The 16079-nt window shown below is 61.7% G+C and carries 18 protein-coding genes; 4 read left to right on the forward strand and 14 right to left on the reverse strand.

The annotated features are described in order from the left end of the window. From AC1DYR_RS15785 to AC1DYR_RS15830, 10 genes are all read right to left on the reverse strand, one after another. The coding region (locus AC1DYR_RS15785) for a GTP-binding protein (RefSeq protein WP_477705939.1) at positions 1-301 on the reverse strand (301 nt) is incomplete at its 3' end. Positions 302-448: 147 nt separating this feature from the next. Continuing rightward, entirely contained in the window at positions 449-2551 is a 2103-nt protein-coding gene (gene fusA / locus AC1DYR_RS15790; protein WP_457281667.1) for an elongation factor G, read from the reverse strand. 222 nt (positions 2552-2773) lie between these two features. Next, positions 2774-3247 (reverse strand): 30S ribosomal protein S7, encoded by a 474-nt coding sequence (gene rpsG, locus AC1DYR_RS15795; protein ID WP_011481226.1) that lies wholly within the window; start codon positions 3245-3247, stop codon positions 2774-2776. 225 nt (positions 3248-3472) lie between these two features. Continuing rightward, positions 3473-3850 (reverse strand): 30S ribosomal protein S12, encoded by a 378-nt coding sequence (rpsL, locus tag AC1DYR_RS15800; RefSeq protein WP_092130055.1) that lies wholly within the window; start codon positions 3848-3850, stop codon positions 3473-3475. Positions 3851-4245: 395 nt separating this feature from the next. Continuing rightward, positions 4246-5466, reverse strand: coding sequence for a D-alanyl-D-alanine carboxypeptidase family protein (locus AC1DYR_RS15805; protein ID WP_477705940.1), 1221 nt, complete (start codon positions 5464-5466; stop codon positions 4246-4248). Between the two features lie 62 nt (positions 5467-5528). Then, positions 5529-6170 carry an alpha/beta hydrolase gene (locus AC1DYR_RS15810; RefSeq protein WP_477706202.1) on the reverse strand — a complete coding sequence of 214 codons (642 nt, stop codon included), beginning with the start codon at positions 6168-6170 and terminating at the stop codon, positions 5529-5531. A 115-nt stretch (positions 6171-6285) separates the two neighbouring features. Next, positions 6286-6624 carry a (2Fe-2S) ferredoxin domain-containing protein gene (locus AC1DYR_RS15815; RefSeq protein WP_477705941.1) on the reverse strand — a complete coding sequence of 113 codons (339 nt, stop codon included), beginning with the start codon at positions 6622-6624 and terminating at the stop codon, positions 6286-6288. A 51-nt stretch (positions 6625-6675) separates the two neighbouring features. Then, entirely contained in the window at positions 6676-6948 is a 273-nt protein-coding gene (locus tag AC1DYR_RS15820) for a DUF2798 domain-containing protein (protein ID WP_477705942.1), read from the reverse strand. Positions 6949-7121: 173 nt separating this feature from the next. Beyond that, positions 7122-8237 (reverse strand): VanZ family protein, encoded by a 1116-nt coding sequence (locus AC1DYR_RS15825; RefSeq protein WP_477705943.1) that lies wholly within the window; start codon positions 8235-8237, stop codon positions 7122-7124. A gap of 137 nt (positions 8238-8374) precedes the next feature. Further along, positions 8375-8803, reverse strand: coding sequence for a CopD family protein (locus AC1DYR_RS15830; protein WP_457281673.1), 429 nt, complete (start codon positions 8801-8803; stop codon positions 8375-8377). 471 nt (positions 8804-9274) lie between these two features. On the opposite strand from AC1DYR_RS15830, the gene hemB reads away from it, so the two are divergent. The 4 genes from hemB to AC1DYR_RS15850 all read left to right on the forward strand — a co-directional run bounded on the left by hemB (position 9275) and on the right by AC1DYR_RS15850 (position 12925). Further along, on the forward strand, positions 9275-10291 hold the full coding sequence (hemB, locus tag AC1DYR_RS15835) for a porphobilinogen synthase (RefSeq protein ID WP_477705944.1): 1017 nt from the start codon (positions 9275-9277) through the stop codon (positions 10289-10291). 113 nt (positions 10292-10404) lie between these two features. Beyond that, complete coding sequence (locus AC1DYR_RS15840; protein ID WP_477705945.1) at positions 10405-11520, forward strand: magnesium transporter CorA family protein; 1116 nt, start codon at positions 10405-10407, stop codon at positions 11518-11520. A 45-nt stretch (positions 11521-11565) separates the two neighbouring features. Continuing rightward, positions 11566-12324 (forward strand): DUF72 domain-containing protein, encoded by a 759-nt coding sequence (locus AC1DYR_RS15845; RefSeq protein WP_477705946.1) that lies wholly within the window; start codon positions 11566-11568, stop codon positions 12322-12324. 40 nt (positions 12325-12364) lie between these two features. Next, complete coding sequence (locus tag AC1DYR_RS15850; protein ID WP_477705947.1) at positions 12365-12925, forward strand: DUF1003 domain-containing protein; 561 nt, start codon at positions 12365-12367, stop codon at positions 12923-12925. Between the two features lie 4 nt (positions 12926-12929). Here the strand turns inward: AC1DYR_RS15850 and AC1DYR_RS15855 are convergent, their stop codons facing one another. The 4 genes from AC1DYR_RS15855 to AC1DYR_RS15870 form a co-directional block, all read right to left on the reverse strand. Further along, positions 12930-13595, reverse strand: a complete 666-nt coding sequence (locus AC1DYR_RS15855) for a glutathione S-transferase family protein (RefSeq protein WP_477705948.1) — start codon at positions 13593-13595, stop codon at positions 12930-12932. Positions 13596-13740: 145 nt separating this feature from the next. Further along, on the reverse strand, positions 13741-14589 hold the full coding sequence (locus AC1DYR_RS15860; RefSeq protein ID WP_477705949.1) for an amidohydrolase family protein: 849 nt from the start codon (positions 14587-14589) through the stop codon (positions 13741-13743). 77 nt (positions 14590-14666) lie between these two features. Next, on the reverse strand, positions 14667-15356 hold the full coding sequence (locus tag AC1DYR_RS15865) for a dienelactone hydrolase family protein (protein ID WP_477647970.1): 690 nt from the start codon (positions 15354-15356) through the stop codon (positions 14667-14669). A gap of 47 nt (positions 15357-15403) precedes the next feature. Continuing rightward, a complete protein-coding gene (locus tag AC1DYR_RS15870; protein ID WP_477705950.1) occupies positions 15404-16018 on the reverse strand; it encodes a DsbA family protein in 615 nt (204 codons plus the stop codon). Positions 16019-16079: the final 61 nt, after the last annotated feature.

The raw sequence follows: 16079 nt of genomic DNA on the forward strand, positions 1-16079 counted from the left end.
CTGGGCAGCGGGCAGCGCCGGTGATCATGTTCTTCACATAGTCGGCGTGGCCTGGGCAGTCGACGTGGGCGTAGTGGCGGTTGGCCGTTTCGTACTCGACGTGGGCGGTATTGATGGTGATGCCGCGTGCTTTTTCTTCGGGCGCCGCGTCAATTTGGTCGTAGCCCTTGGCTTCGCCGCCGAACTTGGATGCCAGAACGGTCGTGATCGCCGCCGTCAGCGTCGTCTTGCCATGGTCCACGTGGCCAATCGTGCCGACGTTGACGTGCGGCTTGGTCCGCTCAAATTTGCCTTTTGCCATTTTTCTCTCCAGATAAAGAACATGCCCGTGTACGGTTTAACGTCTGCACTGTGTTGCTGATTCACTTCGCACGGGTACAAAGTGGCACACAATCGCAGACAAGGAAAAAAGCTGCCAATCCCACCCGGGACCGGCAGCGAACGTTATTTACTTGGCGCGCGAAGCCATGATGGCTTCCGACACGTTGCGCGGAGCTTCAGAGTAGTGCTTGAACTCCATGGAGTACGTTGCACGGCCCTGCGACATCGAACGCAGCGTGGTCGAATAACCGAACATTTCAGACAGCGGCACTTCTGCCTTGATGGCCTTGCCGCCACCGACCATGTCTTCCATGCCCTGCACCATACCGCGGCGTGAGGACAGATCGCCCATCACGTTGCCGGCGTAGTCTTCAGGCGTTTCAACTTCCACGGCCATCATGGGCTCCAGAATCACGGGGCTTGCCTTGCGGCAGCCTTCCTTGAAGCCGAAGATGGCAGCCATCTTGAAAGCCAGCTCGTTCGAGTCCACATCGTGGTAGGAACCGAAGTGCAGCGTGACCTTGACGTCAACCACCGGATAACCGGCCAGCACGCCGGACGTGACGGCTTCGTTGATGCCCTTTTCCACCGCAGGGATGTATTCGCGAGGAACCACACCGCCCTTGATGGCGTCGACGAACTCGATGCCCTTGCCGGCTTCGTTGGGCTCGATCTTGAGCACGACGTGGCCGTACTGGCCCTTACCACCGGACTGGCGCACGAACTTGCCTTCAGCGTCTTCCACCGTTTTACGGATGGTTTCGCGGTAAGCCACTTGCGGCTTGCCGACGTTGGCTTCCACGCCGAATTCACGCTTCATGCGGTCGACAATAATTTCCAGATGCAGCTCACCCATGCCGGCGATCAGGGTCTGACCGGACTCTTCGTCGGTCTTGACGCGGAAAGAAGGATCTTCCTGCGCCAGACGCTGCAGGGCGATACCCATTTTTTCCTGGTCGGCCTTGGTCTTGGGTTCGACGGCCTGCGTAATCACAGGCTCAGGGAACACCATGCGCTCGAGCATGACGATGGCATCTGGATCGCACAGGGTTTCGCCGGTGGTCACGTCTTTCAGACCCACGCAGGCGGCGATGTCGCCGGCGCGGATTTCACTGACTTCTTCGCGGTTGTTGGCGTGCATCTGCACGATACGGCCGATACGCTCTTTCTTGCCCTTGATCGGGTTGTAAACGCTGTCGCCCTTTTTCAGCACGCCGGAGTAAACGCGCACGAAGGTGAGCTGGCCCACAAACGGGTCCGTCATCAGCTTGAATGCCAGCGCAGAGAATTTCTCTTCGTCGTCAGCTTTGCGGGTGACAGGCGCTTCATCTTCGTCCATGCCCTTGACGGGAGGAATGTCGATCGGCGACGGCATGAATTCAATCACAGCGTCCAGCATGCGCTGCACGCCCTTGTTCTTGAAGGCGGAGCCGCAGTACATCGGCTGGATTTCGCTGGCGATGGTACGCGTGCGGATGCCCAGCTTGATTTCAGCTTCGGTCAAATCACCCTCTTCAAGGTATTTGTTCATCAGCTCTTCAGAGGACTCGGCGGCAGCTTCAACCATCTTCTCGCGCCATTCCTTGGCCAGCTCGACGAGCTCGGCGGGAATATCGCTGTAGGTGAACTTCATGCCTTGCGAGGCTTCATCCCAGATGATGGCCTTCATTTTCAGCAGGTCAACCACGCCGGTGAAGCTTTCTTCAGCGCCGATGGGGATCACCATGGGCACAGGGCTGGCCTTCAGGCGCAGCTTCATCTGCTCGACGACCTTGAAGAAGTTCGCGCCGGTGCGGTCCATCTTGTTGACGAACGCAAGGCGGGGAACCTTGTATTTGTTGGCCTGGCGCCAGACGGTTTCCGACTGGGGCTGAACGCCACCCACGGCACAGTACACCATGCAGGCGCCGTCAAGCACGCGCATGGAGCGCTCGACTTCAATCGTGAAGTCCACGTGGCCCGGGGTGTCGATGATGTTGATGCGGTGCTCAGGCAGGGACGTGTCCATGCCCTTCCAGAAGCAGGTGGTGGCGGCGGAAGTAATCGTGATGCCGCGCTCCTGCTCTTGCTCCATCCAGTCCATGGTGGCAGCGCCGTCGTGAACTTCACCAATCTTGTGGTTCACGCCGGTATAAAAAAGGATCCGCTCGGTGGTGGTGGTCTTGCCGGCATCAATGTGCGCGGAAATGCCGATGTTGCGGTATTGTGAAATGGGGGTAGCGCGGGACATAAATTACTTTCAGTTCGGGGTTACGAACAAAGACTCGTTGAAGGACTGCCCGCAGTCCGGGCATCCTTCATTTCTTCTACGCGTCTGCTGGCCGGGAACGGTGTTGTGCACCACACCCGGCTGGCAGAAATTGGGGTTGAACGGCCGGCAATCAAGGCACCCAGCACCTTGAAACCAACCAGCAACCCGTCAATTCAGCGCAGCAATTACTGCAATCGAAAATTAGAAGCGGAAGTGGCTGAACGCCTTGTTGGCTTCTGCCATGCGGTGAACTTCGTCACGCTTTTTCATGGCGCCGCCGCGGCCTTCGGTTGCTTCCATCAGCTCATTGGCCAGACGCAAAGACATGGACTTCTCGCCACGCTTCTTGGCGGCTTCCTTGAGCCAGCGCATGGCCAGAGCCATGCGACGGACAGGACGCACTTCAACCGGCACCTGGTAGTTGGCACCGCCGACGCGGCGGGACTTCACTTCAACCATGGGCTTGATGTTGCCGATGGCCATGTGGAAAGCCTCAAGCGGGTCTTTGCCGGGGTTCTTTTTCTCGATAAAGTCGAGCGCGCCATAAATGATGCGCTCTGCGACGGCCTTTTTGCCGCCTTGCATGATCACGTTCATGAACTTGGCGAGATCAACATCGCCAAATTTTGGATCAGGAAGAATTTCACGTTTAGGGACTTCGCGACGACGTGGCATTTTTTCACCTCTTTGCTTCAGTTGGCATTGCTTTTGGCAACACCGCGAGAGTTATCAAACCCTCACTTACTCGACCGGTGCAACTATTTGCACTTGGGTCACTTCGTTTCAAACACCTGCCAGGGCGAGTGAAACACCTTGTTTTGAAGGAACGATCACAGGCTTCTGTGACAACTTCTTCTGGCGCGAGCTCTCAGCGAAGAGAAAAACCCGAGCCGGTTTGGCTTATTTGGCCTTTGGCTTCTTCGCACCGTACTTGGAGCGCGACTGCTTGCGGTCTTTCACGCCTTGCAAGTCGAGCGAACCACGGACGATGTGGTAACGCACACCGGGCAAGTCCTTGACACGACCGCCGCGAACCAGCACCACGCTGTGTTCCTGCAGGTTGTGGCCTTCGCCGCCGATGTAGGAAATGATTTCAAAACCGTTGGTCAGGCGCACTTTGGCAACCTTACGCAGAGCGGAATTGGGCTTTTTAGGCGTCGTGGTGTACACACGGGTGCACACACCGCGGCGCTGCGGAGAATTTTCCATCGCAGGGCTCTTGGACTTGATCTTTTCGACCTCGCGCCCCTGACGGACTAACTGATTGATGGTTGGCATTGAAAACGTCCCTAAACGTCTGAAAACTAATTTACCGTGTTGATACGGCCACAAATATTTCCCGCCACGAAAGCGGAAAAGCCTTCTAGTATAAACCGGATAGGGGAATCCCTCAAGCAGAACGCGTGGCGTGGACACACGAAATGACCGGCAAAGAGAAGTTCGGCGCCCAAAGATTTGATGTTAGCGCTCACTCCAGACGAGTTTTCGCACCGGACGCCCTGGGGGAGAGTCCGCCAATCTCCAACACAAGTATTGGCGGCCCGCAATTTGCCTGAAAAACCGGGAGAAAGCGCCGGTGTCAACGCCCTGTATAACCAGCGTACCTGAGGTAACGGTGTCGGGAAGGGGCGGGTGTGAATGTATATCCGCCCAGACCCACCATGCCATTCGTCTTATTTAATCCACAGCCGGATGGCGTCCCAGGCCCGGCCCAGAATACCGGCCTCGCCAACCGCTTCCAGCGCCACCAGCGGCACTTCGGCCACCGGTGCAGGGTTGTCGCCCAAGGTGACCTTCAGCGTGCCAACAGCCTGGCCCTTGGCAAACGGCGCTACCAGCGGGTCGGGCCGCGCCACCTGGGTTTTGACTTTGGCAGCACCGCCGGCAGCGACGGCCACCACGATGGCCTGCGGACGGCCCAGCTTCACGGTCGAGGAAGTGCCTTTCCAGACCGACGGAGTTATCACGGCCTGGCCGGCGTCGAACAGCTTCACGGCTTCATAGGCTGTGTAGCCCCAGTTCAGCAGTTTTTGTGATTCATTGGCGCGGGCACTGTCACTCGCGGTGCCCAGCACGATGGCCAGCAGACGGCGCCCGCCCGGCGCGCCGGCAGCGCCCAGATTGGGAAAGTCGCGCTTTGCGGTGGCGATCATGCAATAGCCGGCGGCGTCGGTATGGCCGGTTTTCAGGCCGTCCACCGTCGGGTCGCGGAACAGCAGGGTGTTGCGGTTGGTGTCGTTGGCCGCGGGCGTGCCGGGGTAGCGGTACTTCTTGATCGCCGAATAGCCGATGTAATCGGGGAAATCCTGCATCAGCCGGGTGGACAGGATGCTCAGGTCACGCGCGGTGGTCGTGTGGCCGGGTTCGGTCAGGCCTTCCGGGTTTTTATAGGACGTGGACTTCATGCCCAGCGCCTTGGCCTGCTCGTTCATGAGGCGGACAAAATTTTCGGCCGAGCCGCCCACGCCTTCGGCGAGCGCCATGGTGGCGTCATTGCCTGACTGCACCACCATGCCCTTGATCAGATCTTCCACGGGCACCTGCATCTTCGGGTCGATGAACATGCGCGAACCTGGCATCTTCCAGGCACGCTCACTGACGGGGAAGGTCTGCTTCAAATCAATCTTTTTGGATTTGAGCGCATCGAACACCAGGTATTCGGTCATCAGCTTGGTCAGCGATGCGGGCTCCACCGGCGAATCGATGTCCTTGGCGGCCAGGATCTGGTTGGCGGTGATATCCAGCAGCAAATAGGAACGTGCGGCGATTTCGGGCGCTTGCGGCACCTGGGCATGCGCTACGGGCAGTGCCGCAGAGAAAGCCAGGAACACGGTGGCGGCAAAAGCGCGCAGGCCGGGGGCGGCGGCGCGGAGGGCCTTGAGTGAAGCTTGCATCAGTAGGGGGTCGGTGAAATTCGGTGAAAGGGTAAGGGTCAAGGAGCGCCGGGCAAACAGCATCAGGCGGAGTGCGAAAACAGGTGGCGAACCACCAGATTTTTCAACAAAGGCAATTGTCCATGAAAGAAGTGGCTCCCCCCCGGCACAACGGTAACAGGCAGTGCCTGCGGCCGCGCCCAGTCCAGCACGGCAGACAACAGCACCGTGTCGTCCTGCTCGCCGTGCACGACCAGGGTTTTCAGGTGGGCGGCTTCGTCGATGGGTGCAGCAGGCGCGCGGGTCACGCTGGTGCCGACCAGCACCAGCTTTTCAATGGCACGGGCTGCGCGGAGGCGCTCAAAGGCGTGGGTGGTGACAAAGGCGCCGAACGAAAACCCGGCCAATGCCAGCACGTGGCCGCTGCTGGCCGGTGCCGCATGTTCCACCACGGCCAGCAGGTCTTCGAGCTCGCCCCGGCCTTCGTCATGGCTGCCGGCACTGCCACCCACACCGCGGAAGTTGAACCGGGCGGCGGTCCATCCGCATTGCACAAAGGCGCGGGCCAGCGTCTGCACCACCTTGTTGTCCATGGTGCCCGCAAACAGCGGGTGCGGATGCGCAATGACCGCCACGCCGCGCGAGTCGCCGGCGGGAAGGTCCACAGCAATTTCAAGCGCACCGGCGGGGCCCTGGATGATCGATTTGCGGGTCTGCGAATTCACGGTGATGGATTCCATTCAAACAGATTGCTATCAAATAAGGAGCTGCTTGCGCATACCCCTATTGGGCTGGAAGGCCAAAAGATGCGAATTTCGGGAATAGCGGCCTTCCCCCAGCCTAGCGCCCGATGTGCGCGGGCACCAGCAGGCGCTCGACGACTTTGCCGTTTTTCAGGTGCGACTCGACAATTTCATCAATGTCGCTGGCGTCGACATAGGTGTACCAGACCGCCTCGGGGTAGACCACGGCCACAGGGCCGGCTGCGCAGCGGTCCAGGCAGCCGGCCTTGTTGACCCGCACCTTGCCTGGCCCGGCCAGCCCCGCGGCTTTCACCTGGGATTTGCAGCGATCAAAGCCTTGCTGTGCCCGGTGATCAGCGCAGCAGTCTTCGCCGTTGGCGCGCTGGTTCAGGCAAAAGAAGACATGGCGTTCGTAATAGGAATTTTGTTCAGACATGGTGTGACTTTAGTGGATGTGTACCGGAGAAGGTTCCCGTTGCGTCGGGGATCAAGGCGCTTCAACGACCAGCGCCGTGGCTTTTTTCACCAGTGGAAGCGCCAGCAGCAGCGTCGGGAATGCAACGATCCAGGAAAGCGCCCATGCGCCCAGCCAGATGCGCAGGACCCCGGGCGCGATACCGACGCCCTTGAGCGTGCTGATGATCGACACGATACAGGTCATCAACACGGAAAGCAGCAAGGGTGTGACCCAGCGCGTGCTGCGGGCGGGGAGCTTTGTGAAACCGAAAAGGGTGCGCGATGAAGATTTCGAAGAGTTCATACAGGGTTCCATAAGCCGTCCAGTCAAGGCGCCTTCCCTGCAGCCGATGGCATGCCGGAAACACAACCCCGGCATGGCCGGCGGTGTAGGCGCGTTGATTGACGTAAACGCTTACGGCAACTCTTGAGGGAAATCGCAGGCCGATATTAGCAGAGGCAAATCACCGGCGCGCATCAAGGCCGCGGCTCGCGTCCTGAAAGCCGTACCAGCACATACAGCAAAGCTGCATACGGCCACAGCCAGCCCAGCCACTGCACCAGGCCGTGAAAACGGATAAAGCGGCCCTGCTCCCAGGTTTGCAGGGTTTGTGCAAAGTACGGGTCGGCGGGCGCCTGGTTAAGTAGCCCCAAATGGACGGTCAGCGCCAGCAAGGCCAGCGCCGCCGCCGCCCGGCGCGGCACAGGCAGCAGCAGCGCCGCCAGCACAACGGCAAACCCGATGCCCACCTGCACCGGCAGGTCCAGCCAGGCCCAGGCGTGGTCCGGCCCGTAGCTCAGCGCGGCCGACAGCGCCGATGCGGCAATGCCGACCGCGATGATGGCCGCCGAAAACGCCGCGCGCTGCCACAGCGTGCGGATCACGCAATAGCCGAGCAGGCAGGGAATCAGCGCGCCCAGCGCCACGCACAACAATTCGGCAATTGGCACCAGCGGCTGCAGCTCCATGTCACGCACCGGCATCCATTCGAGGAACGGCGTGTCGGTCAGCACCTCGGCCAGTGCCGACTCCAGACGCTCGAACACCTGCCCCAGCCCCAGGGGCACGGAGGCAGGGAATAGCAAGGCGGGCGGCCAGAGCATCAGCAACACCAGCGCCCCTCGCGCATCCTGCGCGAACCAGCGCGCCCGAAAGCGGCTCCAGCGGTCGACGATGCCGGTTTTTTCCAGCGCCCACGCACAGCACGCGCCCAGCCATGCGCCGGCAGTGTTGAGCGCCAGGTCGACATTGGAGGGAATGCGCGAAGGCAGGTAGCTTTGCAGCGTTTCCATGGCCAGCGACAGCAGCGCGCTGACCAGCACCGCCACCGTCACGGCCCAGGAAACACGCCGGCTTCGCAGTGCCGACAGCGCCAGCAGGAAGCCCAGCAGCGCGTAGCCCAACAGGTTGGCGCCCACATCAAAGCCGGTCCAGTACTGCGGCAGGGGCGCTGTCAGGAACCTGAAGGGCGAGATGCCCTGGTCGCGCCAGTCGGCAAAGGGATAAAGGCTGGCGTAAACAATCAGGCAGATGGTGGCCAGCGCCAGCGGCCACGCGGTGGTCTTGTGAACACCCCTATTGGAATGTTGCACACCCCCGCCGTTCTCACTGCGCTTCGCTTCGTGTAGTTCCTCCCCCCCTTGCAGGGGGCGACGCGAGGCGCCCGGCGAAGCCGGTTCGCCCGCTTCTGCTGGTGAATTCGGGGAAGGCACTGCGTTCCCTTTGATTGTTAGAAGGGCTTGACCACGACCAGGATGACGGCCGCTAACAACAACAGCACCGGCACTTCATTGAACCAGCGAAACCATTTGTGGCTGCGGGCGTTGCGGTTGGCGACGAACCTGGCCAGCAGGCGGCCGCAGGCGTGGTGGTAGCCGATCACCAGCACCACAACGGCGAGCTTGGCGTGCATCCAGCCGTTGCCAGGCCCGCGGCCTATGCCGTAACCCAGGTACAGCCACAGGCCAAAGCCCAACGCCGGCACGGCCAGGATGGTGGTGAAACGCATGAGCTTGCGTGCCATCAATATGAGCCGCTCGCGCTCGGCCACGCTTTCCGGCGGCACCATGGCCAGGTTCACAAAAATGCGCGGCAGGTAAAACAGCCCGGCAAACCAGCTGGCGATGAAAACGATGTGAAGTGATTTGACCCAGAGCATAAGGAAGTGTAGCCCCCACGCTCCCCCACTTCGTGTGGGTCGCTGCCCCCCGAGGGGGCCGCCCGCCTGCGGCCCGGCAAGCCGGTTCCGCGGCTCATGCTGGTTTAAAACCCGCACCCATCCCTTGAGACAATGGCAGCGCCGTGGCCACGGGCCAAAAAAATGCCCGGGTGGCACTGGGCCAACCGGGCTGGTAAGCCTTTTTGCTGTCACACGCAAAGGCCCCGCTCAGGGAGGAAAAGCGGGATGCAGTTGCCAAATTGGTAACCACACGTAGCAATTCTAACCACGCCGGCTGGGCATTGGCAATGATTTCATAAGTTAACTAAGTAATCCCATGTAAAACTGACCGTCCTCTGAAATGGTGGCCACCAGGCCTCCTCTATCCTCTTTCTATATATGTATAGATGGCGCAGATAACGTCAGGCCAAATACTTTCAGGCCTTGATCAACCTTTGGCACAATTTGCGCATGACACAGCACGCCCCCAACTTCGCGCCCTTTCCCGCCGGGCGCCCGCGGCGCTTGCGCCGTGATGCCTTCACCCGCAACCTGGTACGTGAACACGCACTTACCCCGCACGATCTCATTTATCCCGTCTTTGTGGTGGACGGCCAGCAGCAGCGCCAGGCGGTGGCCTCCATGCCCGGCGTTGAAAGGCTGAGCCTTGACCTGCTGCTGCCGGTGGCGGAAGAATGCGTGAAGCTGGGCATCCCGGTGATGGCCTTGTTCCCCGTGGTGGACGCCTCGCTCAAAACCTACGACGGCGTCGAGGCCACCAATCCCGATGGCCTGATCCCGCGGGTGGTGCGGGCGCTGAAAAAGCATTTTCCCGACCTGGGGGTGATGACCGACGTGGCGCTGGACCCCTTCACCACGCATGGGCAGGACGGCCTGCCGGATGAAAATGGTTACATCCTCAATGAAGAGACGGTGGCCATGCTGGTGCGCCAGGCGCTTTGCCAGGCGGAAGCCGGCGTCGACATGGTCGCGCCCAGCGACATGATGGATGGCCGCATTGGCGCCATCCGCCAGACACTGGAGGCCAAAAAACTGATCCACACCCGCATCATGGCCTACAGCGCCAAGTACGCGAGCGCGTTCTACGGCCCGTTCCGTGACGCGGTCGGCTCGGCCAACAACCTGGGCAAAGCCGACAAAAAGACCTACCAGATGGACCCGGGCAACAGCGACGAAGCGCTGCGCGAGGTGGCCATGGACATCGCCGAAGGCGCCGACATGGTGATGGTCAAACCCGGCATGCCCTACCTGGACGTGGTGCGCCGCGTGAAAGACGAATTCGGCGTGCCCACCTTCGCCTACCAGGTCAGCGGCGAATACGCGATGATCAAAGCGGCCGCGCAAAACGGCTGGCTGGACCACGACGCCGTGATGATGGAAAGCCTGCTGGCCTTCAAGCGTGCGGGCGCAGATGGCGTGCTGACGTATTTCGCCATCGACGCTGCCCGCAAGCTGCGGCAAGGCTGAGCCGAGCGGCAGGTGCCGCGCACGGGGTCGCTATTAAAATCATAGCTGCCGGCGCAAGTTCTAGTAGGGCAGAACGCCGATTTGACACTCAAAACAAGGATAAAAGAGCTTTCATGCGCGTTTTCACCATCGCTTCCGGCACCCAGGGCATCATCGAGACGGACACCCTGCCGGCCCAGTTGCCGGCGCAGGGTTTCGTCTGGATTGCCTGTGCCCGCCGCGAGTTCGAGGTGATGCAGGCGCAGATCCAGGCGGCACTGCAAACCCTGTGCGGCACCCAGCTGGTGGATCTGCATGTGTCCGACCTGCTGAACAACCAGCTCCCCTCGCACTACGACTACACCTCGCAGTACGACATCCTGGTGTTCCGCCGCCTGGCGGCCGGGCAATCCGAAACCGACCTCAGCCAGCCCGGCGAACCGTTGCACGAGCGCATGAAACGCAGTGGCCCGCCGGTCCTCAAGCGCATCGACACCAGCCCGGTCGGCTTTGCGGTGTTTGACAAGGTGTTGCTGACGGTGCACCCCGCCGACTGCGCGGTGCGCGATGCCTACGCGGCCCGCCTGCTCAATGCGACCACGGCGGAGTCGCGCTCCAGCGGCGTCAAGCTGCCCGCCAGCCCCGCCGACCTGATGCTGCGCATCGTGAACCAGATGGTCGACGGCTACCTCGAGCTGCGGCGCGAACTCACGCGCCAGCTTGACCACTGGCAGTCCGAGCTGCTGCGGCCCGGCACACGCTTTACCAACTGGAGCTCGGTGCTCGATGCGCGGCTGGCCATGCACCACCTCGATGAAATCTGCGAAGACCAGCGGGCCGCACTGCAGGACTGGATCGATTCGATTGAAACCTGGCCCGAAGGCGGCACACCCGCCGCAGTGCGCGAGCGCGAACTTCTCAAAATCCGCTCACGCGATGTGCTCGAGCACATTGAACGTGTGGTGCACCATGTGCGCCGCATGGAGCAAAGCGCCGAAACCGCGGTGCAAATGCATTTCTCGGCGCAAAGCAACCGCACCAACGACATCATGCGCACGCTGACGGCGCTCACCGCCATCTTCCTGCCGCTGAACCTGATCACCGGGTTCTTCGGCATGAACTTCGAGTTCATGCCCTTTCTTCACGCGTCCACCGGTTTCTGGTGGACCTTCGGGTTCATGGTCCTGATCGTCGTGGTGGTCGCCACGGTGTTCTGGCGCAAGCAGTACCTGGCCAGGACGCGCCGCTGAGACGGCGCCCGCAACGGTTCCCGAAAGCCCCCGCGATCTGCCGCCATGCAGCGTGAAACCCGGCCTCACAATCCTTGCGGCGTGAAGGTTGGCTGTGCAGGCTGGAGCCTGCCGCGCGACACCTGGCCCGAATTTCCGCCGGACGGCAGCCACCTTGAACGCTACGCCGCCCGTTTTAATGCGGTCGAGATCAATTCTTCCTTCTACCGCCCGCACCAGCCGGCCACCTATGCGCGGTGGGCCGCCGCTGTACCGGCGCATTTCCGCTTTTCCGTCAAACTGCCCAAAGCCATCACGCACGAGCAACGGCTGCGCCGCTGCGATGCCCTGCTGGACACTTTCCTGGCACAGGCCCGCTGCCTGGGCGACAAACTCGGTTGCCTGCTGGTGCAGCTGCCGCCCAGCCTGGCTTTTGATCCAGCAACTGCCACCAGCTTCCTCACCGCACTGCGGCAACGCCATGCCGGCGGCCTTGCGCTGGAGCCGCGCCATGCCAGCTGGTTCACGGCGGCGGCCGACGGCCTGCTCAAGGCCATGAAGGTGGCTCGCGTCCTGGCCGACCCGGTTCTGTTTGACACGGCCGCCCAGCCGGGTGGACACCCCGGCCTGGTTTATGTGCGGCTGCATGGGTCGCCGAAGATGTATTACTCGGCCTACGCACCCGATGTGCTGGATACGCTCGCCGTCCGGCTTGAGCTTGCGGCGGCGTCTGACGCCGGCGTCTGGTGCATCTTTGACAATACGGCCAACGGCGCTGCGGTGCCCGACGCGCTGCTCCTCACCGGCAAGCTGGCACGAAGCTGATCTGCAGGAACGGGTAGCAGCGCCCCGAAAAGGATGTTCCATGAGCAATCAAGCAGGCAGGAGGGCGCTGAACGGCCATACAACCTGCGCCGATGACCTGACGCGCGAAAATGTCGAAGCCATGCGGCGCGTGGAAGAAACGGCACTGGCCAACCGCAGCCGGGCCGACCGCATCGCCGCCTTTGTCGCCGGTTTTTGCGGCTCCATGCCTTTTGTCTGGATGCATGTTGCTGCGTTTGCGTTCTGGATCAGCATCAACTCGTGGCCGGGGCTGGCGCATTTCGACCCCTACCCCTTTACCTTCCTGACACTCGTGGTGTCCCTGGAAGCCATCTTTCTCTCTTCTTTTATCCTGATCAGCCAGAACTATGAATTGCGCATCAGTGACAGGCGCAACCAGCTGGACCTTCAGATCAACCTGCTGACCGAGCAGGAAAACACCAAGATGATCCAGATCCTGGAGCGCATCGCCAAAAAGGTAGGCGCCAACATCGAGGGCGACCCGGACATTCCCATCCTCAAGGAAGACACCGACCCCGAAAAGCTGGTCGCCCAGATCGAGCAGGCGCAACGCGACAACCCGCCTGCGGCGAAAGGCTAGAGACTCAGACCCAAGGCTGGGCCAGCCCTTCAGCATGGAAGGCCTTGATCACGGCAGGCCGCGCCAGCGCACGCTGCAGGTAAGGTCCGAGGTGGGGCCGGTTGCGCGCCGGCGACGACGCAAAGTTGCGCGTCCAGCGGCACAGCGTCAGCGCATAGATATCTACCGCCGAATACGCCGCACCCAACAGCCAGGGTTGGTCATGGATTTTCTCCAGCCTTGCCAGCTCCGCGTCCAGCTGGTCCAGCATCAGGCCGACTTTGGCTTCGGCATGCGACTTCAACTCGGCTACGCCGGCGTCGTTGCCGGGGTTCATCCAGCGGTCGGTATAGAAGTAAATAATCAGCGCCGACTGCATGGTGTTGGTCAGCCAGATCAGCCATTTGTAGAAATGCGCACGTTCGGTGGTGCCGACGGCTGGGGCCAGACCGGCCTCGGGATGCGTGTCGCACAGGTGCAGGCAGATCGCGGCGGTCTCATACAGCACCAGATCGCCGTCGACCAGCGTCGGGATCAGGCCGTTGGGGTTGAGCTTGCGGTAAGCCTCCGACCGGTGCGCACCCGTGCTGGTATCGACAAGGACTTTTTCAAAGGGCACACCCAGTTCCTGAAGCAGGATGTGGGGCGCCATGGCGGCGGAACTCGGAGAGTAGTGCAGTTGATAAGTCATGTGCCCCCACGCTTTTCACTTCGTGTAATGCGCTGCCCCCCGAGGGGGCCGCCCGCCTGCGGTCTGGCGAAGCCAGTCCCGCGGCTCATGCTGGGTTGAAGAGTCTCGTCGTCTTGCATCTCGATGCGATCCTTTTTGAGAATAGTTATTCTTCGGCCACACCATAGATGGCGGCCGCATTGCCCCAAGCGATCTTGCGGGCCACGTCGGCAGGCAGGTCGCCCAGCCAGGTGCGGTAGCCTTTCATGAGTTCGTCGTAATACAGCCAGCGCTGGTTGACCCAGGTGTCGGAGCCGATCATGAAGCGGCCCGGATACTTGAGCACGATGACGCGCCATTCCGGGCAAAGCTTGCCGCCTTCGCAAGTCAATCCAGGCCGGTAAGACAGCTCACCCATGAGCTGCGGGTATTTGCTGAGCAGCGCATCGACGCGGGCCACGGGCGCGCCGCCTATGCCGGTGTGCGCCCAGATGAGGCGCGCGTCGGGCGCGTGGGCCATCAGCAGGTCGATCGCCGTGTCGTCTACATGCGAGAGCACCGCCAGCTTGTTCTTCGCGGCGAACTGCATCAGCTTTTTGGCCACCGGGCCATTGGCGTTGGCGCTGTCGTAGAGGTGGAACTCGCCAATGCCTTTGTACGGCCCGGCCTGGTCGCCGGTGACGCCACGGGCAAACTCGGCCTGCACCATCTCGTAAATCGTCTCGTCGCGAAACCAGTTGTCGTAGTCGGCGCGGTTGCGGTAGAGGCGGATAAAGGGCACCACGGTGACGCCGGCCTGGCGGGTTTCGGGCATCGCGGCGAGTGACCTGGTGCCGTCGTTGGGCCGCGAGTTGGCAACGATGGCTTTGACGCCGTTGCGTTTCATGCGGACAAGAACATCGGCGGGCCCATGTGGACCGGCGTTGCCGTTCCAGGCTTCTTCGTTGTAATGCAGGTGCGTGTCGAACAGCGGGCCGGTGTAGTCGGCGGCCAGGGTGGGCGCGGCATTTGCCATCAAAACAGTAGCTGCAAGCCAACGTCCCGCCTTGGCTGGAAGCCTAAAACACTTAAAACCCGGCATGCCGCACATGATCAGGCCAGCTTGTCCGCAAAAAACGCCAGCGAGCGCTCGCGCGCCAGCTTGGCCGCGGCTTCGTCGTACGCGCCGCGCTGGTCGCAGTTAAAGCCGTGGTCGGCCGAGTAGATATGCGTCTCGACTTCCGGATGCGCTTTGATAAAGGCGTGGATGGTGTCCAGCGGAATCGAATGGTCGCGGTCGCTGAAGTGGGCCAGCACCGGACATTGCGGTTGCAGGGCGATCTCGGCCGGGGCCGTCATGCCGCCGCCGTAATAGGGCACCGCCGCGCTCAGGCCCTTGAGCAGGCACGCAGCGCGCCAGGCCAGAAAGCCGCCCCAGCAAAAACCAATGATGCCGACCTTGCCGCCGCCAGCCTTTGCCGCGTGGTCGATGGCGGCCTGGATGTCCGTCAGCACGCCCGGCGCGGGCAACCCGTTGACGGCAGCCTTCAGCGCGATGCCCTCTTTGATCGTGGCGTCGTCGTAGCCCATGTCAACGCCGGGCTTGACGCGGTGAAACGTCGCCGGCGCTACCGCCAGGTAACCCTGGGCAGCGAAGCGGTCCGTCACGGCCTGGATGTGCGAGTTGACGCCAAAAATTTCCTGCAGGACCACCACGGCGGCCTTGGGTTTTCCCGCAGGCTCGGCCACGTAGGCCGGAAACACAAAGCCGTCAGCGGCCGTCAGATCGATGAATTTACCCACGGTGCAATCTCCTTGATGTCAATGAAAGTGTCGAAAAATCGGTTGACTCAGGGGTTGGCTTTGGCGGCCAGTGCGCGCTCTACAAAATCGAGCCGGTCCTGGCCCCAGAACAGTTCGCCGTCGATGACATAACTGGGCGCGCCGAACACGCCGGCGTCGATCGCCTGCTGTGTGTTGGCTTCATAGCGCTCCTGCACCGCCTGGCTGAAGGATTGCTCCAGCCGCCCGGCCGGCAAGCCGCATTCGGCGAGCAGTTCGGCCAGCACTTTTTCGTCGGCGATGTGGCGCTCGCGCACCCACACCGCGCTGAAGATGGCGCCGCCGATTTTCATCGCGGCTTCAGTGCCGTCATGCTGGTCGACCGCGATGATGAGGCGCGACGCATCGTCGCCCGCCACGGGGAAAAACTTGGGCTTGACGTTCAGTGGCGCATGCAGAAAGTCGGAAAAGCGCTGCAGCTCCAGCAGCCGGTAAGCCTGGCGCTGCGGCGCGCGCTGGCCCAGCGGCAGCCCGCCCGAGATCGGGAAGACCTTGCCGCCCAGATCAATGGGCAGCACCCGCACGGTGGCGCCGGCCGTGCGGGCGATCTGCGCAAAACGCTCGTGGCCCAGATAAGTCCAGGGGCTTTGCGGGGTGAAGTAATAGTCGACGGTGGTGCTCAAGATGGTCTCCTCCAGGTTGGCTGGATGGGTGTGTCACGTGGTAGCCGGAGCCCCCACGCGG

It is taken from the genome of Polaromonas sp. P1_F9 (assembly GCF_056405615.1).